Source organism: Streptomyces sp. NPDC091279 (assembly GCF_044757465.1).
Lineage (GTDB): Bacteria > Actinomycetota > Actinomycetes > Streptomycetales > Streptomycetaceae > Streptomyces.
Map to the genome: position 1 here is coordinate 841,003 of NZ_JBIVVA010000002.1, position 19,025 is coordinate 860,027.

Sequence of the window (19,025 nt, forward strand, 5' to 3'; positions counted from 1 at the left end):
TACGTGAACAACTTCCCGATCGTTCAGGAGGCTTCCGATGAACCGGACCGCACGCGCGTTCTGGCTGAACCGTCCGGGTGAGGGCGCGATACAGGACGTCGACCTGCCGGAACCCGGCGCGGACGACGTGGTGGTCCGCGCGCTGTACTCCGGAGTGAGCCGGGGCACGGAGACCCTCGTGTTCCGCGGCGGCGTCCCCGAGAGCCAGTACGCGGCGATGCGCGCGCCGTTCCAGGAGGGCGATTTCCCCGCCCCCGTGAAGTACGGCTACCTCAGCGTCGGCGTGGTCGAGGAGGGCCCCGACCACCTCACCGGGGAGACGGTGTTCTGCCTCCACCCGCATCAGACCCGCTACGTCGTTCCCGCCGCCGCCGTCACCCCCGTACCGGCCGGCGTACCCGCGTCGCGCGCCGTCCTCACCGGGACCGTCGAGACCGCCGTGAACGCCCTGTGGGACGCGGCCCCCCTGGTCGGCGACCGGATCACGGTGATCGGCGGCGGCATGGTCGGCTGCTCGGTCGCCGCGCTGCTGGCCCGATTCCCGGGCGTGCGCGTGCAGTTGGTGGACGCCGACCCCGCGCGCGCCGCCGTCGCCGCCGCGCTCGGCGTGGACTTCGCGCTGCCCGCCGACGCCCTCGGCGACCGTGACCTCGTGGTGCACGCCAGCGCCACCGAACAGGGCCTCGCCCGCGCCCTGCAACTCCTCACCCCAGAAGGCACCGTCCTCGAACTGAGCTGGTACGGCGACCGCACCGTCTCCCTGCCGCTCGGCGAGGCCTTCCACTCCCGGCGCCTGGTCATCCGCGCCAGCCAGGTCGGCACCGTCTCCCCGGCCGCCCGCCCGGGCCGCAGCTACGCCGACCGGCTCGCCCTCGCCCTGGAACTCCTCACCGACCCGGCCCTCGACGCCCTCGTCACAGGAGAGTCGGCGTTCGAGGAACTGCCCGCGCTGCTCCCGAAGTTGGCCGACGGGACCGTCCCGGCGCTCTGCCACCGCATCCGCTACCCCTGACGTCACCAGGCCCGCACGCCTGACCTGAGAAAAGAGTGAGAACGGGCTGAACACGGGGAACGCAAGAGCCGTACTTGTGGGCATCCCCCGGCAGGGATCAGCCAGGGGGACCCAAGGCTCCGTACCTGGAGGGTCGTCCGTTGTTCAGTGTCACCGTCCGCGATCACATCATGATCGCCCACAGCTTCCGCGGCGAGGTCTTCGGCCCCGCGCAGCGCCTGCACGGAGCGACGTTCCTCGTGGACGCCACCTTCCGCCGCGAGCAGCTGGACGACGACAACATCGTCGTCGACATCGGCCTCGCCACGCAGGAACTCGGCGCCCTCACCGGCGAGTTGAACTACCGGAACCTCGACAACGAGCCCGAGTTCGCCGGTGTCAACACCTCGACCGAGTTCCTGGCCAAGGTCATCGCCGACCGGCTCGCCGACCGAGTCCAGCAGGGCGCGCTCGGCGAAGGCGCCCGGGGGATCGCGTCGATCTCCGTCACCCTGCACGAGTCGCACATCGCCTGGGCGAGTTACGAGCGTGCGCTGTGACCGATCTGACCCTGGACCGGGCCCGGCTCGACTACGTGCCCGCACAGCACGCCACCTGGAAGAACGCCGAGATTCTCCGCATGTCCCTCAACTCCGTGCACTTCGTGCTGCCCGGCGGCGTCGACGACCCGGCCGCACCGAGCGGCGGCAACGCCTACGACCGGCGGATCTGTCTCGACCTGCCCGGCTTCGGCTGGCAGGTCCACCAGCACGCCGTGCACGGCAGCTGGCCCCGCCCGGGTGGCGCCGCCCGCGCCGAACTCGCCCGCGTCCTCGGGGAGTTCCCCGACGACACCGTGGTCCTCATCGACGGCCTGGTGGCGTGCGGCGTCCCCGAGATCGTCGTCCCCGAGGCCGCCCGGCTGCGGCTCGCCGTCCTGGTGCATCTGCCGCTCGGCGACGAGACCGGCCTGGAGCCCGCCGTGGCACGGGAGTTGGACGCCAAGGAGCGTGAGGTGCTGCGGGCCGCGCCCGCCACCATCGCCACCAGCGACTGGGCCGTGCGCCGCCTCGTCTCCCACCACGGCCTCGCCCCCGACCGCGTCCATGTCGCCGCCCCCGGCGCCGACATCGCGCCGCTCGCCTCCGGCACCGACGGCGTCTCCCGGCTGCTCTGCGTCGCCGCCGTCACCCCGCGCAAGGGCCAGCACCGGCTGGTCGAGGCCCTCGCGGCCGCGGCCGACCTGCCCTGGAGCTGCGTCTGCGTCGGCGGCCTCGGCCAGGACCCCGAGTACGTCGGTCACCTGCGCCGCCTCATCAGCGCCCATGGCCTCGACGACCGCATCCACCTGGTCGGCCCGCGCTCCGGCGCCGCCCTCGACGCCAGCTACGCCGCCGCCGACCTGATGGTCCTCACCTCCTACGCGGAGACCTACGGCATGGCCGTCACCGAGGCCCTCGCCCGGGGCATCCCGGTGCTCGCGACCGACGTCGGCGGCGTGCCCGAGGCGGTCGGCCGGGCCCCCGACGGCGGTGTGCCGGGACTCCTCGTCCCGCCGGAGAACCCCACCGCCCTCGCCAACGAACTGCGCGGCTGGTTCGGCGAGGCCGATGTGCGCCGCCGCCTCAAGGCCGCCGCGCGCGGCCGACGCGCCGCCCTGGACGGCTGGGCCACCACGGCCCGCAGCCTCGCCGGAGTCCTGGGCCGGCTCCCGAGCGAACCCCGGAGGGCGGCATGAAGAACCCGACCGTGACACCGCAGATCGACATGATCCCCGGCCGGTCGGGACCGGCCGACCCGGCTGACACGGCCGACATGGCTGGCACAGTCGTCGCCGGACCCGGGCGGCCCGTCGAGCAGGAGGTGGCGATGCCGACACCGGACCCGGGTCCGGGCGACGGCGTGATCCCGGGCGCGGGCCCCACACCGCGCCCGGGGGAGCGGGCCACCGTACGGCTGCGCGACGGCGGACCCGAGGACCAACCCCGGTACGCGCCCGAGTGGTTGGAGCTGCGCGAACCCGCCGACGCCGCCGCCCGCGCCCACGGTCTGCTCGACCCGCTGCGCATCCGGCTCGCCAACCTGCCGGGCCGCTCCGGCACCGTCATCCACGACCTGGGCTGCGGCACCGGCTCCATGGGCCGCTGGCTCGCGCCCCGCCTCGACGGCGCCCAGCACTGGATTCTGCACGACCGCGATCCCTACCTGCTGCACTTCGCGGCCGTCGCCTCCCCGAAGTCCGCCGCCGACGGCAGCCGGGTCAGCGTCGAGACCCGGCGCGGCGACGTCGCCCGCCTCACCCCGGACGCGCTGCTCGGCGCGTCCCTGGTGACCGCGTCCGCGCTCCTCGACGTCCTCACCCGGGACGAGATCGACACCCTCGCCGCCGCCTGCACCGACGCCGGCTGCCCCGCGCTGCTCACCCTCTCGGTGGCCGGCCGGGTCCAACTGACGCCCGCGCACCCGCTGGACGAGGAGATCGCCGAGGCGTTCAACGCGCATCAGCGGCGCGGCGGGCTGCTCGGCCCGGACTCGGTCACGGCGGCCTGCGACGCCTTCTCCGAGCGGGGCGCGACCGTGCGGGTCGACCCGAGCGCCTGGCGGCTCGGGCCCGCCGAGGCCGCGTTGACGGCGCAGTGGCTGCGCGGCTGGGTCGGCGCCGCCGTCGAACAGCGCCCCGAACTGAAGGACCGTGCGGAGCCCTACCTGCGGGACCGCCTGGCCGCCTGCGCCGCCGGTGAACTCCACGTCGTCGTCCACCACAACGACCTCCTCGCCCTGAGCCGACCGGCGGGCGGTGCGGAATGAGCGGGGAGACGGCGCGGGCGGTGCGCCTGCCGGTGGTGGTGCGGTCGGTGGGCCTGCCGGTGGCGGCCCGGCGGGACGAGGCGCGGACGCCGGCCCGGCCCGCACCGGCCGCCGAGACCACCCCGGCCGCCCCCGCCGCCGTCTCCCCGGCCCACATCGGCGTGATCGTCGACGTGGCCCGCCCCGGCATCAGGCCCGGCGCCCTCGGCGTGCGAACGGCGGTGCGCGCCACCCTGAGCGTCCTCAACTCCCGCGCGGTACGCACCCACGCCGGTTCGGTCGCCGGTGTGGTCATCCTCGCCGTCCTGCTGTGGCGGATGGGCACCGGCGTCTTCACCGACGGACTGCGCCGCATCGACGCGCCGACCCTCCTGCCGGCCCTCGCCATCGGGCTCGCCACCACCGTGCTCAGCGCGTGGCGGTGGGCGCTGGTCGCGCGGGGACTGCACATCCGGCTGCCGTTCGGGGCCGCCGTCGCCGACTACTACCGGGCGCTGTTCCTGAACGCGGCGCTGCCCGGCGGCATCCTCGGCGATGTGCACCGGGCGGTACGGCACGGCCGCAGCGAGGGCGACCTCGGGCGCGGGGTACGCACGGTCGTCCTCGAACGGGCCGCGGGGCAGGCCGCGTTGGCGGTCGTCGGCGCGGTCGTCCTGCTCACCATGGAGTCCCCGGTGCTCACCGAGGCCCGCGATCTCGCGCCGCTGTTCGGGCTCGCGGTCGTCGGGGCGCTCGCCGTCGGGCTCGCACTGCGGATGAACGGCACCCCCGCACGCCGGGGCGGGGCGCTGCGCGCGTCCCTCGCCGAGGCCCGCGCGGGGCTGCTGTCCCGCCGCAACGCCCCCGGCATCGTCGTCTCGTCGCTGCTGGTGCTGGCCGGACACCTCGGGATGTTCGTGCTGGCCGCCCGGGTCGCCGGGTCCGGGGCGTCGGTGGCCGCGCTGCTGCCGATCGCGGTGCTCGCGCTCCTCGCGATGGGCCTGCCTCTGAACGTCGGCGGCTGGGGGCCCCGGGAGGGCGTCACCGCCTGGGCGTTCGGGGCCGCGGGGCTCGGCGCGAGCAACGGCCTCGCCGTCGCCGTCGTCTACGGGGTGCTGAGCTTCGTGGCCGCGCTGCCCGGCGTCGCCGTGCTCGTCGTCCGCTGGTGGACGGGCCTGCGGGCGGGCCCCACCACGGCGGTGGCGGTCCCGGAACCCGGCGCCGCTCACTCGTCCGCGGAGCCGTCCGAGTCGCCGGGGGCGAGCAGCGAGAAATACGCGCCGAAGGAATCCACGAAGCTCGCGAGCATGGCCTTCCCCTTTTCCGCCGAAGCCAGTGAAGGGCGGCCTATGACGCCCGAATCGGTATAGCCGGACATTCCGAGAGTCAGAAGATGACGCCGGTCGTCCGCGATGAAATCCGAGGTCTCATATCCGGGCCTGAGCAATTCCGGATGAGTGTGCAGCAGGAGGGAGGTCTCGATTTCCCCCGCGTGCATGTCGGTGAGCAGCGAACTGGTCACACCGGCCCGTTGCCGCGCCGCCTCCCAGTCCTCGGCGGCCGGGAACAGCGCCATCCGCTCACCGCGCGCCGACGCCTCCTGGACGACGTTGCCGAGCACGTAGTTGCCGCCGTGGCCGTTGACCACCACCAGCGCCTCGACGCCCGAGCGGCGCAGCGAGGCGGCGATGTCGCTCACCACGGCGTGCAGCGTCACGGCCGACACGCTCACGGTGCCGGGCCAGTCGGCGTGTTCGTGCGAGCAGCCGATCGTCACCGGAGGCAGGAGGTGCACCGGGTAGGCGGCGGCGATCTCGCGGGCCACCGCGCAGGCGACCAGCGTGTCCGTCGCCAGCGGGAGGTAGGGGCCGTGCTGCTCGAAACTCCCCACCGGAAGAACGGCGACCTGCGTTGAGACGCCCGCCGCCCTGGCCCGTACTTCTTCCGTAGTGTCCGCCGGCACCCAGCCGTATGCCGCCGTATACGCGCCCGAACCAGTCATTTCCCCACGGCCTTTCGTCTCTGTTTAGGAATCAGATCATGACAGAAAAAATCGGCGTCCTCGGCACGAAGTCACCGCAGCGCACGGGCGTGGAACGGATCGTGAATGCGCCGCTGCCCACCGTGTACGGGGAATTCCGGGCGATGGGTTACCTGGACCACGACCGCGGTGACGAACAGGTGGCGCTCGTGCACGGTGACATCGGCGCGGAGGGCGTCCTGACCCGGCTGCACTCGGAGTGCCTGACCGGCGACGCGTTCGGCTCCCAGCACTGCGAGTGCGGCGACCAACTGGCGTCCGCGCTGCGGGCCGTCGTCGCCGAGGGCGCGGGCATCGTCGTCTATCTGCGCGGCCACGAGGGGCGCGGCATCGGGCTGCTCGGCAAGTTGCGGGCGATGGCCCTCCAGGCCGAGGGCCTGGACACCGTGGAGGCGAACCTGGCCCTCGGACTGCCCGTCGACGCCCGGGACTACGGGGTCGCCGCCGGGATGCTGCACGACCTCGGTGTGCACTCGGTCCGGCTGATGTCCAACAACCCGCGCAAACGCGAGGCGTTGGTGCGGCACGGCATCGAAGTCGCCGAGACCGTGCCGCTGTTGATACCGCCGTGCGAGAACAACATCACCTACCTGCGCACCAAGCGGGAGCGGCTCGACCACCACCTGCCCCACCTGGACGCGGTCGCCCACCTGTCCTGACAACGGCCGTACGGCAAAGGGCCGTTCAGTCGAGAACGGCCGTGTGGACCAGCCGCTTGATGTCCGGGTAGAGCGTGTGCGACGACGTCGGCCGCACCTGCGTGTAGAAGTGCACACTCAGGTCACGGCTCGGGTCGACCCAGAACGTCGTCGTCGCCACCCCGCTCCAGCCGTAGGTGCCCAGCCCGGACGGCGCCTTGGTGCGGGACGGGTCGACGACCACGGAGACGCCGAGGCCGAAGCCCACGCCTTCGTTGCCCACCTCGTCATGGGCCGGGCGGCTGCCGAAGGCGCGCAGGTCGGCGCCGTCGGGAAGGTGGTTGCGGGTCATCAGGTCCACCGTCTCGGGCGAGAGCAGCCGGACGCCGTCGAGTTCACCGCGTCGGCGCAGCAGCTCCGCGAACCGGTGCATGTCGTGGGCGGAGGCGACCATGCCGCCGCTGCCGGACAGGAACCGGGGCCGCCCGTGCAGCGGCAGCCCCTTGATGGGCTCGATGCCGCCGTCCTTGGTCTCGCCGTACAACTCCGAGAGCCTGGGCGCCTGTTCGGCCGAGACCTCGAACCCGGCGTCGGTCATGCCGAGCGGCCCGAACACGCGCTCCGCGAGGAACACGTCGAGCGGCTGCCCCGTCACCACCTCCAGGACCCGGCCCAGCACATTGGTGGCGACCGAGTAGTTCCACTCGGTGCCCGGCTCGTACTGCAACGGCAGGCTCGCGTACACGTCGACCGTCCCGGCGAGGTCGGTGCCGGGCCGCACCGACGACTCCAGACCGGCCTCCCGGTACAGGGCGTCCACCGGGTGGGAGTGGTAGAAGGCGAACGTCAGGCCCGCCGTGTGGGTCAGCAGATGCCGGATCAATATCGGCCCGGACGCCGGACGGGTGCGCAGGTCGGCGCCCGCACCGCTGACATACACCTGCGGGTCGGCGAAGGCGGGCAGATAGCGCTCGACCGGGTCGTCCAGGGAGAGGCGGCCCTCCTCGACGAGGGTGAGCGCGGCCACCGAGGTGACCGGCTTGGTCATCGAGTAGATCCGCCACAGGGTGTCCGGCTCGACGGGCTCCCCGGCCGCGAGGTCACGGTGGCCGTGCGCGGTGAGGTGGGCGACGCGACCGCCACGGGCCACGGCCAGCAGGAAGCCCGGCAGCCGCCCCTCGTCGACCTGGTCGGCCAGGTGCTGGTCGAGGCGGTCCAACGCCTTTTCGTCCAGCCCGACCTCGTCCGGGTCGATCTCTTGTCGCAGCAGTGCCATCGTTCTCCTCCGAATACGTTCGTCGAGGCGCGGTCCGGCTGCCCCGCCGTCCCGGTCTCAACCCTCATCGTCGCTCAGGAACGGGGGCCCGGTCCTCCGGTTGATCAGGATGGAGCGCCAGTTCGGAACGTTTCGGCAGGAGACGTCCGATCAATACGGCCACCCCGGCGACCCCCGCGAGCGCCCCCAGCGCCACCGCGTGGCCGCCCCCGGCCCCGGTGAGCGTGGCGGCACCGGCCACGCCGAGCGTCGGCCCCACGTTCATCGCCGTCTGCTGCAACCCGCCCGCCACCCCGGCCGACCCGACCGGTGCCCGCCGGACCACGACATGGGTGGCCGTCACCATCACCGTGCCGAACCCGGCGCCGATCAGCGCGAACCCGGTGCAGACGGCGGGCGTCCCGTGCGCCGCGCGCAGCACCAGAATCCCGGCCGCGAGCACCCCCGACGCCGTCACCGTCGTCACCCGGGGCCCGAACCGCCCCGGCAGAACGGCGGCCAGGGGCGCCGCGAGGATCATCGCCGCCGCGAGCGGCAGCGCGCGCAGCCCGGTCTGCACGGGGTCCAGGCCGAAGGTGTCCTGGAGGAGATAGGCGGCCACGAACAGGGTGCCGTTCAGCGCCGCCGACGCGGCCACCAGGACGCCGAGCGCGGCGGCGACGGACGGCTGGCCGATGACGTCCGAGGGCACCAACGGGCTTGCGGCACGCCGCTCATGGGCGACGAAGGCGACGGCGGCGACGACGCCGAGGGCGGCCACGGCCCAGGAACCGGCGGGCAGCGTCACCAGGGCGTGCGTCAGACAGGCCAGGGCCACCGCGAGCAGGACCACACCGGGCACGTCGAGCGGGACCGGACGCGGCGCGGGCCGCCCGCCCGGGTCCCGGATGACGAGCGCGAGCCCACCGAGCAGCAGGGTCGGGACGACGTTGAGGAAGAACACCGCCCGCCAGCCCGGCCCCGCCGCCAGCGCCCCGCCCAGCACCGGACCGGCCGCGGCGGCGAGCCCGATCGAGCTGGTCCGCACGGCGATCGGCATCCGCAGCCGGTCGGGCGGGTACGCGGCCCGCAGCATCCCGAGCGTCGCCGGTTGCAGCAGGGCCCCGAACACGCCCTGCACGACCCGCAGTCCGATCACCCACCCGACATCCGGCGCGAGGCCGATGGCGGCCGACGTCAGGCCGAAGCCCACCATGCCGATGCCGAACAGGCGTTGCTGCCCGTACCGGTCCCCGAGCCGCCCGGCGAACACCAACAGGCCCGCGACGGCGATGAGATACCCGGTCCCGGTCCACTGCGCCTCGACGAGGGACGCCCCCAGATCCTGTTGCAGGGTGGGCCGGGCGATGGTGAGGACGGTGCCGTCCAGCGCGACGACCATGGCCCCGACGACGCTCCCGGCCAGCGTCAGCCGACGGTTCACCGGGCACCTTCCGGGCCGAGGTGGGCGTCCAGGGCGGCCCGCAGCAGCGGGGCCAAGTCCTCGGTGCCGGTGGCGAGTTGGAGGCTGCCCCAGCTCCACAGCTGGGCGATGCCGTGCAGGTTGGCCCAGAGCGCGCCCGCGACCGTCCGGGCGTCGAGGTCGGGACGGGCGAGGGCGGTCAGCTCCACCAGCCGGGCGAACAGTGGCAGGCTGGTGTCCCGGAGCCCCAAGTGGCCGCTCTCCAGCAGGTCGTGACGGAACATCAGCTCGTACATCCCACGGTTCCCGCACGCGAAGTCGAGGTAGACGCGGGCCAGCACGGCCAGTTGGGCGCGGGGCGGCCTCGTATCGGCGGCGGCCGCCACCGCCGTTCGCCCGGCGAGGTCGGCGAAACCCCGGCGGGCGATGGCCGACAGCAGCTCCAGGTGGGTCGGGAAGTAGCGGCGCGGCGCCCCGTGCGAGACGCCCGCCCGGCGTGCGATCTCCCGCAGGGTCAACGCCTGCGCCCCTTCCCGGGCGACCAGCTCCACCCCGGCGTCGACCAGCCGATCCCGCAGTCCCGCTTCCGTTTCAGGCATGGACCGTGTCTACCAGGTAGGCGTAGACACTGTCTACTCGGCATGGTGGAAGGAGGGGCCGTGGTGTTTCGAGGAAGCCGCCCGCCCGGGAATGCGGCGGCGGACGGCACGGTTCTGACCCCACACGAGCCCGCACACGGAACCCCGGACAGGACGGCGGACATGAGCGAAGAGACCACCGAGGGCGCACTGCTCAAGCTGCTCACCGAGGGCAGGGACGGGGTGCTGGTCACCCTGAAGCGCGACGGCCGGCCCCAGCTGTCGAACGTCGTGCACAGCTACCACCCGGACGAGCGGATCGTGCGGATCTCCGTCACCGACGACCGCGCCAAGACCCGCAACCTGCGCCGCGACCCCCGTGCCTCCTACCACGTGACCGCCCCCGACCGCTGGGCCTTCACGGTCGTCGAGGGCACCGCCGAGCTGTCCCCGGTCGCCGCCGACCCGCACGACGACACGGTCGAGGAACTGATCCGGCTCTACCGTGAGGTCCTCGGCGAGCACCCCGACTGGGACGACTACCGCGCGACCATGGTCCGCGACCGGCGCCTGGTGGTCAGGCTCCCGGTGGAGCGGGCCTACGGCATCCCCCGGCGGACCGAGGGGGAGTGACCCCCGGGCGGCCGGAGCGGCTACGGGGCCCCTGCTGCTCCGGTACTACGGGGCTCACCCTCCGGTACGACAGGGAGCCAGCGGGGCGCGGCAGGCGTAAGGGGCGCCCCTGACATCGACATCAGGGGCGCCCCTTACCCGCACCGGGCCGCCCCCCCCGTACGCCTCCGGAGGGAGCGGGTCAGGCGGTGACCCGCTCCCTCCGGGCCGCCCGCTCCGGTGTGCGCTCGCCGAGCCGTTCCGTCGGGATCTGGTGACTCTCGCGGGCCGTGAGGGCGGCGATCACCGGCGGGACGCACAGGGCCGCCGTGAACAGCCCCACCGCCGACCAGCCCCGTCCGTCGGGACCGGCGATCCGCGCCGCGAAGGTGGCCGCGAACCCGGCCACGGCGAAGCCGGTCTGGGTGCCGATGGCCACGCCGGACAGCCGGACCCGGGTGGTGAACATCTCGCCGTAGAAGGAGGGCCACACGCCGTTCGCGGCGCTGTAGACGACCCCGAAGCTGACGATGCCGAGCAGCAGGACCAGCGGGTAGGAGCCGGTGGAGATCGCCCAGAGGTAGAGGAACATCGTCACCGCGCTGCCGACCGCGCCGAACAGATACACCGGGCGGCGCCCGACACGGTCCGACAGCGTCGCCCACAGCGGGATCGCGCCGAGCGCCACCAGGTTGGCGAGCGCGCCGACCCACAGCATCGACGAACGGGACATGCCCACCGCGTCGCTCGTCGCGTACGCCAGCGCCCACACCGTGAAGATCGTCGACACCGAGGCGACCAGCGCGCCCGCGACCACCCGCAGCACATCCGCCCAGTGCTCCCGCATCAGCACCACCAACGGCAGCCGCACCGCGCCCGCCGAAGCGGCCTGCCGCGTGAACGCCGGGGTCTCCGCCAGCCGGCGCCGGATCACATAGCCGACCACGGCCACCCCGATGCTCAGCCAGAACGGCACCCGCCAGCCCCACGACAGCAACTGCTCCTCGGGCAACTGGGCGATGACCAGGAAGACCAGCGTGGCCAGCAACTGCCCGCCCTGGGTGCCGCCCAGCGTGAAACTGGTGAAGAAGCCGCGTCGGCGGGGCGGCGCGTGTTCCAGCGTCATCGAATTGGCGCTGGCCTGCTCGCCCGCCGCCGAGATGCCCTGGAGCACCCGGCACGCCACCAGCAGCACCGGCGCGAGGCCGCCGACCTGGGCACGGGTGGGCAGACAGCCGATGAGGAACGTCGACACGCCCATCAGGATCAGCGTGAAGACCATGATCTTCTTGCGGCCGACCCGGTCCCCGAAGTGGCCCAGGAAGAGCGCGCCGACCGGCCGCGCCGCGTACGCCACCCCGAACGTCGCCAGCGACAGCAGGGTCGCGTTCGCCGGGTCGGACTCGTCGAAGAACACCTTCGGGAAGATCAGCGCGGCGGCGCTGCCGTAGATGAAGAAGTCGTAGTACTCCAGGGCGCTGCCGATCCAGGCGGCGGCCGCCGCCTTCCCCGGCTGGCCGGGAGGCGCGGCGGGTTCGGCGGGCGTGGCGGGGACGGGCACGGCGGTACTCCTTCGGGGGCTCCGGCAGGGACGGAGTGAGCGGCGGGAGGAGGCCGAATCCCAGGGATGGCGGGTCGGCGGACCGGGGGCTTAATTAACCCACTGGGTAGTTAGTCGTGATGGGTAGGGATGTTGCGCCCGTGTTTCCCCGCTGTCAAGAGGTCGCGCACGGGCCCGTCAGCCCGCCGTACGGTCCGCCGTGAGGTAGGCGATCACCAGGTCACCGAGCATGGTGCGGTAGTGGTCGCGCCGGGCCGGGTCGACCAGGTCGCGGCCGAACAGCGCGCCGAAGGTGTGCCGGTTGGCGACCCGGAAGAAGCAGAACGAGCTGATCATCGCGTGCAGGTCGACGGCGTCCACGTCCGCCGTGAAGACCCCGGACTCCTGTCCGGCCGCCAGAATCCGGCGGATCACGTCGAGCGCGGGCGAGCCGATCCTGCCGAGCTTCTCGGAGCCGGCGATGTGCTCGGCCTCGTGGATGTTCTCGATGCTGACCAGCCGGATGAAGTCGGGGTGCTGCTCATGGTGGTCGAACGTCACCTCCGCGAGCCGCCGGATGGCCGCGACCGGGTCCAGATGCTCGACGTCCAGCGTCTGTTCGGCCTCCCGGATCACACCGTAGGCCCGCTCCAGGACGGCCGTGAACAGCTGCTCCTTGCCGCCGAAGTAGTAGTAGATCATCCGCTTCGTGGTGCGGGTGCGGGCGGCGATGTCGTCGACCCGGGCCCCCGCGTAGCCGACCCGGGCGAACTCGCCGGTCGCGACGTCGAGGATCTCGGCCCTGGTGCGGGCGGCGTCACGGATGCGCCCGTGGGGTCGTGCCGGTTCGTCGACGCTGGTCATCGGGTTCCTTCGGGGGAGAGGCCGGTGCCCGCGATTGTAGAAGCCGGGGGCCGGGGCGGCTGCGGCGAGGTGGGCCCGGACGCCCGTTCGTCGCGGCCGGGGGGTTCCCCTGAGCCGTCCCGGCTGCTATCACTAACGTACTAGTTCGTACATTAGTCAGCCGCTGGGAGGGCCGCCGTGGCCAAGGACTCGTATCTCGTCGGGCTGATCGGCTCCGGCATCGGCCCCTCGCTCAGCCCCGCCCTGCACGAGCGCGAGGCCGACCGGCGGGGGCTGCGCTATCTCTACCGGCTCATCGACATCGACGTCCTCGGGGTACCGCCCGAGGCGGTCGGCGATCTGCTGCGGGCCGCGCGTGACCTGGGCTTCGACGGGCTGAACATCACCCACCCCTGCAAGCAGCTCGTCCTGGACCACCTCGACGCGCTCGCCCCGCAGGCCGAGGCGCTCGGCGCCGTCAACACCGTCGTCTTCGAGGACGGCCGCGCCATCGGCCACAACACCGACGTCACGGGCTTCGCCGCGTCCTTCGCGCGCGGTCTGCCGTACGCCCCGCTGGAACGGGTCGTCCAGCTCGGCGCGGGCGGTGCGGGCGCGGCCGTCGCCCACGCCCTGCTCACCCTCGGCGCCGGACGCGTCACCCTCGTCGACGCCCGGCCCGAACGGGCCACCGCCCTCGCCGCCGCCCTGAACCGGCACTTCGGCCCCGGCCGCGCCACCGGCGCCGCCCCCGACGCCCTGCCCGAGCTGACCGGCACGGCCGACGGCATCGTCCACGCCACGCCCACCGGCATGGCCGCGCACCCCGGACTGCCCCTGCCCGCCGCGCTGTTGCGCCCCGAGCTGTGGGTCGCCGAGGTGGTCTACCGCCCGCTGGAGACCGAACTCCTCCGTACCGCACGGGACGTGGGCTGCTCTGTCCTCGACGGCGGTGGCATGGCCGTCTTCCAGGCCGCCGACGCGTTCCGCCTGTTCACCGGCGAGGACCCCGACACGGCCCGGATGCTCACCGACATCGAGGAACTCGCGGACGCCGTCACTACGCCGAAGTGAACCCCGGGGCGAGCGGCACGGGAGCCAAAAGGGAAGCCTGGCAGGTTAAGTGACGGAACGTCAGAATTGACGCACCGTCAGAGATGAAGCGCCGTGGGAAATGACGCGCCGTCAGAAATGAAGGGCCGCGAGCGGCGACGCACCGTCTGAAGCGAAGCAGCGCACCCAAGTGAAGCAGCGCACCCAAGCGAAGCAGCGCACCGAAGTGAAGCGAGGCCCCGCCATGTCCACCCGCCCCTCAGCCTCCCCCTTCCCCACCCCCGCCGTCCGGCCGGGCAGCGCGCCCGTGCCCGCCGCCCTGCGCACCTCCATCGCCACCGTCTGCCTCAGCGGTTCGCTCACCGAGAAGCTCACGGCCGCCGCCCGGGCCGGTTTCGACGGCGTCGAGATCTTCGAGAACGACCTGCTCGCCAGCCCCCTCACCCCCGAGGAGGTGCGCGCCCGCTGCGCCGACCTCGGCCTCACCATCGACCTCTACCAGCCGATGCGGGACATCGAGGCCGTCCCCGCCGACCTCCTCGCCGCCAACCTGCGCCGCGCCCGGCGCAAGTTCGAGCTGATGAACCGGCTCGGCGCCGACACCGTCCTGGTCTGCTCCAGCGTCAGTCCCCAGGCCGTCGACGACGACGCCCTCGCCGCCGACCACCTCACCCAACTCGCGGACCTCGCGCAGGACTTCGGGGTCCGGGTCGCCTACGAGGCGCTCGCGTGGGGCCGCCATGTCTCCACCTACGACCACGCCTGGCGGATCGTCGAGGCGGCCGACCACCCCGCCCTCGGCACCTGCCTCGACAGCTTCCACATCCTCTCGCGCGGCACCGACCCCAAGGCGATCGAGGACATCCCCGGCGAGAAGATCTTCTTCCTCCAGCTGGCGGACGCCCCGCTGCTCGCCATGGATGTCCTCCAGTGGAGCCGCCACTACCGCTGCTTCCCCGGACAGGGCGGCTTCGACGTCGCGCACCTGGTCCGGCACGTGCTGCGCGCCGGATACACCGGACCGCTCTCCCTCGAAGTCTTCAACGACGTCTTCCGGCAGGCCGACGCCGGACCGACCGCCGTCGACGCGCACCGCTCCCTGCTGGTCCTGCGCGAGAGCGTCGGCCTCGCGGACCTGCCCGCCCCGGTCGTCCCCACCGGCATCGCCTTCGCCGAACTCACCACGCCCGACGCCGAACCCGTCACCTCCGTGCTGGCCGCCCTCGGCTTCACCCGCACCGCCCGCCACCGCAGCAAGCCGGTCGACCTCTGGCAGCAGGGCGAGGCCCGCGTCCTGGTCAACACCGGCCCCGCCGCCCGCCGGGACGGCACCGGACTCGCCGCGATCGGCCTGGAGTCACCGGACCCGGCCGCCGCCGCCCGCCGCGCCGAGGCCCTCCTCGCCCCGGTACTGCCCCGCCGCCGCGCCCCCGAGGACGCCCCGCTGGACGCCGTCGCCGCACCCGACGGCACCGAACTCTTCTTCTGCGCCGCCGACCACCCCGAACTCCCCGGCTGGCGAGGCGACTTCGAGGACATCCGGGCCGCCGCCGACGGCGCGGTCATCACCCGCGTCGACCATCTCGCCCTCACCCAGCCCTGGCACCACTTCGACGAGGCGGCCCTCTTCCACCGCAGCGTCCTCGGGCTCCGCGCCCAGGAGAGCGTCGACGTCGCCGACCCCTACGGCCTGCTGCGCAGCCGCGCCGTGACGGACACCGAGGAGCGGGTGCGGATCGTGCTGTCGGTCGGTGCGGCCCCCGCCGACGACACCGTGCACGCCCAGCACATCGCCCTCGCCACCTCGGACATCGTCGCCGCCGCCCGCCGGTTCCGCGCCGCCGGTGGCCGGTTGCTGGCGATGCCCGCGAACTACTACGACGACCTCGCCGCCCGATTCGACCTCCCCGAGGGCGAGTTGGCGACCTTCCGGGACCTCGGCATCCTCTACGACCGGGACGCGCAGGGCGAGTTCCGGCACTGCTACACGCAGACCGTCGGACGCGTCTTCTTCGAACTCGTCCAGCGCGACGGGGGCTACCGGGGCTACGGCGCCCAGAACGCACCGGTACGGCTGGCGGCCCAGCACGGCGCACGCCGACTCACTGGCGGCTGACGCTGCGGGTGACGCCGGTGACGACCGTGGTGGCGAGCACCCAGCCGGTGATGATCAAGGCGTAGGACAGCGCCTGGTACCAGCCGTCGGGTGCGAACGCCCCTTCCTGACCGAAGGAGATGACCGGCAGCAGCAGGTCCAGGGTGTAGAACACCGCGTCGAAGTGCGGGGACTCGGACGTCTTCAGCGGGCGCGGCGGATGCAGCGCGTAGACCAGCGACCCGGCCGCGAGCAGCGACACCAGCCAGGCAGCGGCCCGCAGCGGGCGGAACCCGTAGCCGACGGTGATGTCCTGGAGGTGGCCCCAGAGGCGCCCGTACCAGGGAAGGGTGGCACGCAGCCTGCGTTGCCCCGCGAGTTGGACCGCGCGGGCCCCGCGGTCGTCGCCGATACGCCGATAGGCGGCCGTCAACTGCTCGTAGGCGTACGGGACATAGCCCTCACCGTCCCGTTCGAGGAGCGGCAGCCGGCGTTCGGCGGGCTCGTGCGGGGTGAGCGCGGTGAACGTCAGCTCGTTCAACAGCACCTCGCCCGGCACCACTTCGGGCGCGAAACTGAGGACGTCGATGCGGGAGCGGCGCAGATGCAGCGTGCCGCGCACGGGTTCGGCGCCGCTCAGCCAGAGTTCGCCGATCACACAGCTGCTGGCCCGCAGGGCGACCCCGCCGGGGTGCCGGAGCCGGGAGTGGGACAGGTCGAGCCGCCCGGCGATCCGCGCACCCCGCAGATCCACCTGGCCCCGGGTGCGCACCTGGCGGGCGTTCACGTCGGCGCTCGCGTCGAGGGTGAGGGCGCTGAGGGCGGTGGCGCCGGGGTGGTCGAAGCGGGCGCCCTCGATGTTCAGGGTGCCGCTGACCGAGGTGCCGTTGAGCCGGGTCTCGCCCCGCACGGACAGCTCGGGCGCCCACAGGTCGTCGCCGATCACCGCCTGGGTGAGCTGGAGGGCGGCCTGTGTGCCGTCGGACGCGACGAGCCGGGCGCGTTCCATGAAGAGGGCGGCGGCTATCTGGGCGCCGCCCAGGCGCAGCGGGCCGTTGAGGTGGCAGTCGGTGAGGCGTAGGACGCCGTCGATGCGGGAGCCGCCGAGGTTGAGGCCGGGCAGCACGCTGCCGCGCAGGTTGAGCTGGCGCAGCCGGACCGCGTACAGCTCGGGGGTCTCGTCGAAGCGGCAGTGGGTGAGGCTGACCGGATGGTCGAGCACCCCGTGCGTGAGACGGAGGGTGCCGGTGATCCGGGCGCCCCGCACCTTGAGGGCGGCGATCTCGCCCTCCCGCTGTGGCGCCGAGACCAGGAGGGTCTTCAACACCGAGGCGCGCAGGGTCCGTTCGGGCCCCCACGTGTCCTCGCCGGTGGCGTCCTCGTCGGGTCCGGTGCGGAAATCCACCGGGTGGCCGCAGGCGAACGCCCGCCACACGCTGGTCTCGGCCGGGGTCAGATCGTCGATCTCCATCAGCCTGGACTCTGGTGCGGCGGGCGCGCGCTGTCAACGGCCCTATGACGTACGGGCGTTCCACTCGGCGATCACGGGCCGGCCGTGTTCCGTCGACAACCGGCTCACCGAACCGGTCGCCAGCTGGAACAACCGCCCTTCCTCGGGCGGCAGTCGGAGCCGCCGGGCGGTCAGGACGCGCAGGAAGTGGGAGTGCGCGACAAGCAGGACGTCCCCGTCCGGGAGGGCGGCCTCGACGCGGCCCAGCACGCGGTCGGCACGGGCGCCCACCTCGGCCGGTGACTCGCCGGGATGGCCGTCGGTGCCCGGTGGGACGCCGTCCGTCCACAGGTCCCAGTCGGGCCGGGTGCGGTGGATGTCCACGGTGGTGATGCCCTCGTAGCCGCCGTAGTCCCATTCGTGCAGGTCGGGGTCTGTCACGGCCCCGGTCAGGCCCGCGAGTTCGGCGGTGCGCAGCGCACGTTCGAGCGGGCTGGTCAGGATGAGCGCGTAGGTCCGCCGCGACAGGAGAGGAGCGAGGGACTTGGCCTGGTCCTCACCGTGGTGGGTGAGGGGCAGGTCGGTCCAGCTGGTGTGCTGGCCCGACACGCTCCACTCCGTCTCGCCGTGGCGGACCAACAGAAGGTCCCCCACGGTGACTTACTCCTTCGCTTCGACGGCGTGCCCGCCGAACTGGTTGCGCAGCGCCGCGATCATCTTCATCTGCGGCGAGTCGTCCTGCCGCGACGCGAACCGCGCGAACAGGGACGCCGTGATCGCGGGCAGCGGTACGGCGTTGTCGATCGCGGCCTCGACGGTCCAGCGGCCCTCGCCTGAGTCCTGCGCGAACCCCTTGAGCCTGTCGAGGTGTTCATCGGCGTCGAGGGCGTCCACGGCGAGGTCGAGCAGCCAGGAGCGGATGACGGTGCCGTCCTGCCAGGAGCGGAAGACCTCGCGCACGTCGGTGACGGAGTCGACCTTCTCCAGCAGCTCCCAGCCCTCGGCGTAGGCCTGCATCATGGCGTACTCGATGCCGTTGTGGACCATCTTGGAGAAGTGCCCGGCGCCGACCTTGCCCGCGTGGACATAGCCGTAGGGGCCCTGCGGCTTGAGCGCCTCGAAGATCGGCTGGAGCCGCTCGACGTGCTCCTTGTCGCCGCCGACCATCAGGGCGTAGCCGTTCTTCAGTCCCCAGACGCCGCCGGAGACACCGGCGTCGACGAAGCCGATGCCCTTGGCGCCCAGCTCCTCGGCGTGCTGCTCGTCGTCGGTCCAGCGGGAGTTGCCGCCGTCGACGACGATGTCGCCCGCTTCGAGGAGGGTGCCGAGTTCGTCGACGACGGACTGGGTGGCGGCGCCGGCCGGGACCATCACCCAGACCACGCGCGGCGCCTGGAGCTGCCCGACCAGTTCGGTGAGGCTGTCCACGTCGGAGACGTCGGGGTTGCGGTCGTAGCCGACGACGGTGTGCCCGGCGTTGCGGACACGCTCGCGCATGTTGCCGCCCATTTTGCCGAGGCCGATGAGGCCGAGCTGCATGGCTGTCATGTCAGTTCACTTCCTTGAGTTCGCGGTAGGCGGCCACGAGAGCGCGGGTGGAGGGGTCGAGACCGGGGACGTCGGCGCCCTCGGTGAGGGCGGGTTCGACGCGCTTGGCGAGGACCTTGCCCAGCTCCACGCCCCACTGGTCGAAGGAGTCGATGTGCCACACCGCGCCCT

Annotated in this window: 17 protein-coding genes and 2 pseudogenes; 9 read left to right on the forward strand and 10 right to left on the reverse strand. The window is 73.0% G+C overall.

From position 1 onward, the window contains the following. Positions 1-37 precede the first annotated feature (37 nt). From ACIQOU_RS07230 to ACIQOU_RS07250, 5 genes and pseudogenes are all read left to right on the forward strand, one after another. On the forward strand, positions 38-1,012 hold the full coding sequence (locus tag ACIQOU_RS07230) for a zinc-binding alcohol dehydrogenase (RefSeq protein WP_401534596.1): 975 nt from the start codon (positions 38-40) through the stop codon (positions 1,010-1,012). Positions 1,013-1,152: 140 nt separating this feature from the next. Beyond that, entirely contained in the window at positions 1,153-1,551 is a 399-nt protein-coding gene (locus ACIQOU_RS07235; RefSeq protein WP_401534598.1) for a 6-pyruvoyl trahydropterin synthase family protein, read from the forward strand. After that, on the forward strand, positions 1,548-2,729 hold the full coding sequence (locus ACIQOU_RS07240; protein WP_401534600.1) for a glycosyltransferase family 4 protein: 1,182 nt from the start codon (positions 1,548-1,550) through the stop codon (positions 2,727-2,729). The genes ACIQOU_RS07235 and ACIQOU_RS07240 overlap by 4 nt, the downstream gene beginning before the upstream one ends. A 131-nt stretch (positions 2,730-2,860) precedes the next feature. Beyond that, positions 2,861-3,799, forward strand: coding sequence for a class I SAM-dependent methyltransferase (locus ACIQOU_RS07245; RefSeq protein WP_401534712.1), 939 nt, complete (start codon positions 2,861-2,863; stop codon positions 3,797-3,799). Positions 3,800-4,116: 317 nt separating this feature from the next. After that, positions 4,117-4,860: pseudogene (locus ACIQOU_RS07250) on the forward strand (YbhN family protein); the annotation flags it as partial. Positions 4,861-5,003: 143 nt separating this feature from the next. Here ACIQOU_RS07250 and ACIQOU_RS07255 read toward each other — a convergent pair. Continuing rightward, positions 5,004-5,780 carry a creatininase family protein gene (locus ACIQOU_RS07255; protein ID WP_401534603.1) on the reverse strand — a complete coding sequence of 259 codons (777 nt, stop codon included), beginning with the start codon at positions 5,778-5,780 and terminating at the stop codon, positions 5,004-5,006. A gap of 38 nt (positions 5,781-5,818) precedes the next feature. Here ACIQOU_RS07255 and ribA point away from each other — a divergent pair, with 38 nt between their 5' ends. After that, positions 5,819-6,478 carry a GTP cyclohydrolase II gene (gene ribA, locus ACIQOU_RS07260; RefSeq protein ID WP_401534605.1) on the forward strand — a complete coding sequence of 220 codons (660 nt, stop codon included), beginning with the start codon at positions 5,819-5,821 and terminating at the stop codon, positions 6,476-6,478. A gap of 25 nt (positions 6,479-6,503) precedes the next feature. Here the strand turns inward: ribA and ACIQOU_RS07265 are convergent, their stop codons facing one another. The 3 genes from ACIQOU_RS07265 to ACIQOU_RS07275 all read right to left on the reverse strand — a co-directional run bounded on the left by ACIQOU_RS07265 (position 6,504) and on the right by ACIQOU_RS07275 (position 9,734). After that, positions 6,504-7,733, reverse strand: coding sequence for a serine hydrolase domain-containing protein (locus ACIQOU_RS07265; protein WP_401534607.1), 1,230 nt, complete (start codon positions 7,731-7,733; stop codon positions 6,504-6,506). A gap of 64 nt (positions 7,734-7,797) precedes the next feature. Then, positions 7,798-9,156 carry an MFS transporter gene (locus ACIQOU_RS07270; protein ID WP_401534609.1) on the reverse strand — a complete coding sequence of 453 codons (1,359 nt, stop codon included), beginning with the start codon at positions 9,154-9,156 and terminating at the stop codon, positions 7,798-7,800. Continuing rightward, positions 9,153-9,734 carry a TetR/AcrR family transcriptional regulator gene (locus ACIQOU_RS07275; protein WP_401534611.1) on the reverse strand — a complete coding sequence of 194 codons (582 nt, stop codon included), beginning with the start codon at positions 9,732-9,734 and terminating at the stop codon, positions 9,153-9,155. The genes ACIQOU_RS07270 and ACIQOU_RS07275 overlap by 4 nt, the downstream gene beginning before the upstream one ends. A gap of 162 nt (positions 9,735-9,896) precedes the next feature. On the opposite strand from ACIQOU_RS07275, the gene ACIQOU_RS07280 reads away from it, so the two are divergent. After that, complete coding sequence (locus ACIQOU_RS07280) at positions 9,897-10,346, forward strand: PPOX class F420-dependent oxidoreductase (RefSeq protein ID WP_401534613.1); 450 nt, start codon at positions 9,897-9,899, stop codon at positions 10,344-10,346. A gap of 181 nt (positions 10,347-10,527) precedes the next feature. On the opposite strand, the gene ACIQOU_RS07285 is transcribed toward ACIQOU_RS07280, so the two are convergent. Together ACIQOU_RS07285 and ACIQOU_RS07290 are read right to left on the reverse strand one after the other, a co-directional pair. Then, positions 10,528-11,886, reverse strand: a complete 1,359-nt coding sequence (locus ACIQOU_RS07285; protein WP_401534616.1) for an MFS transporter — start codon at positions 11,884-11,886, stop codon at positions 10,528-10,530. Positions 11,887-12,063: 177 nt separating this feature from the next. Continuing rightward, the gene (locus ACIQOU_RS07290) at positions 12,064-12,729 is read right to left on the reverse strand and encodes a TetR family transcriptional regulator (protein WP_401534619.1); all 666 of its coding nucleotides are present in this window, start codon (positions 12,727-12,729) and stop codon (positions 12,064-12,066) included. A gap of 177 nt (positions 12,730-12,906) precedes the next feature. Between ACIQOU_RS07290 and ACIQOU_RS07295 the strand changes: the two genes are divergently transcribed. Beyond that, positions 12,907-13,782: a shikimate dehydrogenase gene (locus tag ACIQOU_RS07295; RefSeq protein WP_401534622.1), complete on the forward strand. Its 876-nt coding sequence runs from the start codon at positions 12,907-12,909 to the stop codon at positions 13,780-13,782. Positions 13,783-14,080: 298 nt separating this feature from the next. After that, positions 14,081-15,877 carry a bifunctional sugar phosphate isomerase/epimerase/4-hydroxyphenylpyruvate dioxygenase family protein gene (locus tag ACIQOU_RS07300; RefSeq protein ID WP_401534715.1) on the forward strand — a complete coding sequence of 599 codons (1,797 nt, stop codon included), beginning with the start codon at positions 14,081-14,083 and terminating at the stop codon, positions 15,875-15,877. Here ACIQOU_RS07300 and ACIQOU_RS07305 read toward each other — a convergent pair. The 4 genes and pseudogenes from ACIQOU_RS07305 to ACIQOU_RS07320 form a co-directional block, all read right to left on the reverse strand. Further along, complete coding sequence (locus ACIQOU_RS07305; protein ID WP_401534624.1) at positions 15,864-17,327, reverse strand: membrane-associated oxidoreductase; 1,464 nt, start codon at positions 17,325-17,327, stop codon at positions 15,864-15,866. The two genes, ACIQOU_RS07300 and ACIQOU_RS07305, sit on opposite strands and share 14 nt — an antisense overlap. Before the next feature lie 42 nt (positions 17,328-17,369). Next, positions 17,370-17,960: a histidine phosphatase family protein gene (locus ACIQOU_RS07310; protein ID WP_401534626.1), complete on the reverse strand. Its 591-nt coding sequence runs from the start codon at positions 17,958-17,960 to the stop codon at positions 17,370-17,372. 6 nt (positions 17,961-17,966) lie between these two features. Further along, positions 17,967-18,845 (reverse strand): phosphogluconate dehydrogenase (NAD(+)-dependent, decarboxylating), encoded by an 879-nt coding sequence (gene gnd / locus ACIQOU_RS07315; RefSeq protein ID WP_401534718.1) that lies wholly within the window; start codon positions 18,843-18,845, stop codon positions 17,967-17,969. Between the two features lie 10 nt (positions 18,846-18,855). Beyond that, positions 18,856-19,025 (reverse strand): annotated as a pseudogene (locus ACIQOU_RS07320) (glucose-6-phosphate isomerase); the annotation flags it as partial.

Excerpts from the sequence above, each read along its gene's own strand:
- ACIQOU_RS07230 (WP_401534596.1), top strand. The coding sequence starts at position 38 with ATGAACCGGACCGCACGCGCGTTCTGGCTGAACCGTCCGGGTGAGGGC.
- ACIQOU_RS07245 (WP_401534712.1), top strand. The coding sequence starts at position 2,861 with ATGCCGACACCGGACCCGGGTCCGGGCGACGGCGTGATCCCGGGCGCG.
- ACIQOU_RS07255 (WP_401534603.1), bottom strand. The coding sequence starts at position 5,780 with ATGACTGGTTCGGGCGCGTATACGGCGGCATACGGCTGGGTGCCGGCG.
- ribA (WP_401534605.1), top strand. The coding sequence starts at position 5,819 with ATGACAGAAAAAATCGGCGTCCTCGGCACGAAGTCACCGCAGCGCACG.
- ACIQOU_RS07265 (WP_401534607.1), bottom strand. The coding sequence starts at position 7,733 with ATGGCACTGCTGCGACAAGAGATCGACCCGGACGAGGTCGGGCTGGAC.
- ACIQOU_RS07275 (WP_401534611.1), bottom strand. The coding sequence starts at position 9,734 with ATGCCTGAAACGGAAGCGGGACTGCGGGATCGGCTGGTCGACGCCGGG.
- ACIQOU_RS07280 (WP_401534613.1), top strand. The coding sequence starts at position 9,897 with ATGAGCGAAGAGACCACCGAGGGCGCACTGCTCAAGCTGCTCACCGAG.
- ACIQOU_RS07290 (WP_401534619.1), bottom strand. The coding sequence starts at position 12,729 with ATGACCAGCGTCGACGAACCGGCACGACCCCACGGGCGCATCCGTGAC.
- ACIQOU_RS07305 (WP_401534624.1), bottom strand. The coding sequence starts at position 17,327 with ATGGAGATCGACGATCTGACCCCGGCCGAGACCAGCGTGTGGCGGGCG.
- gnd (WP_401534718.1), bottom strand. The coding sequence starts at position 18,845 with ATGCAGCTCGGCCTCATCGGCCTCGGCAAAATGGGCGGCAACATGCGC.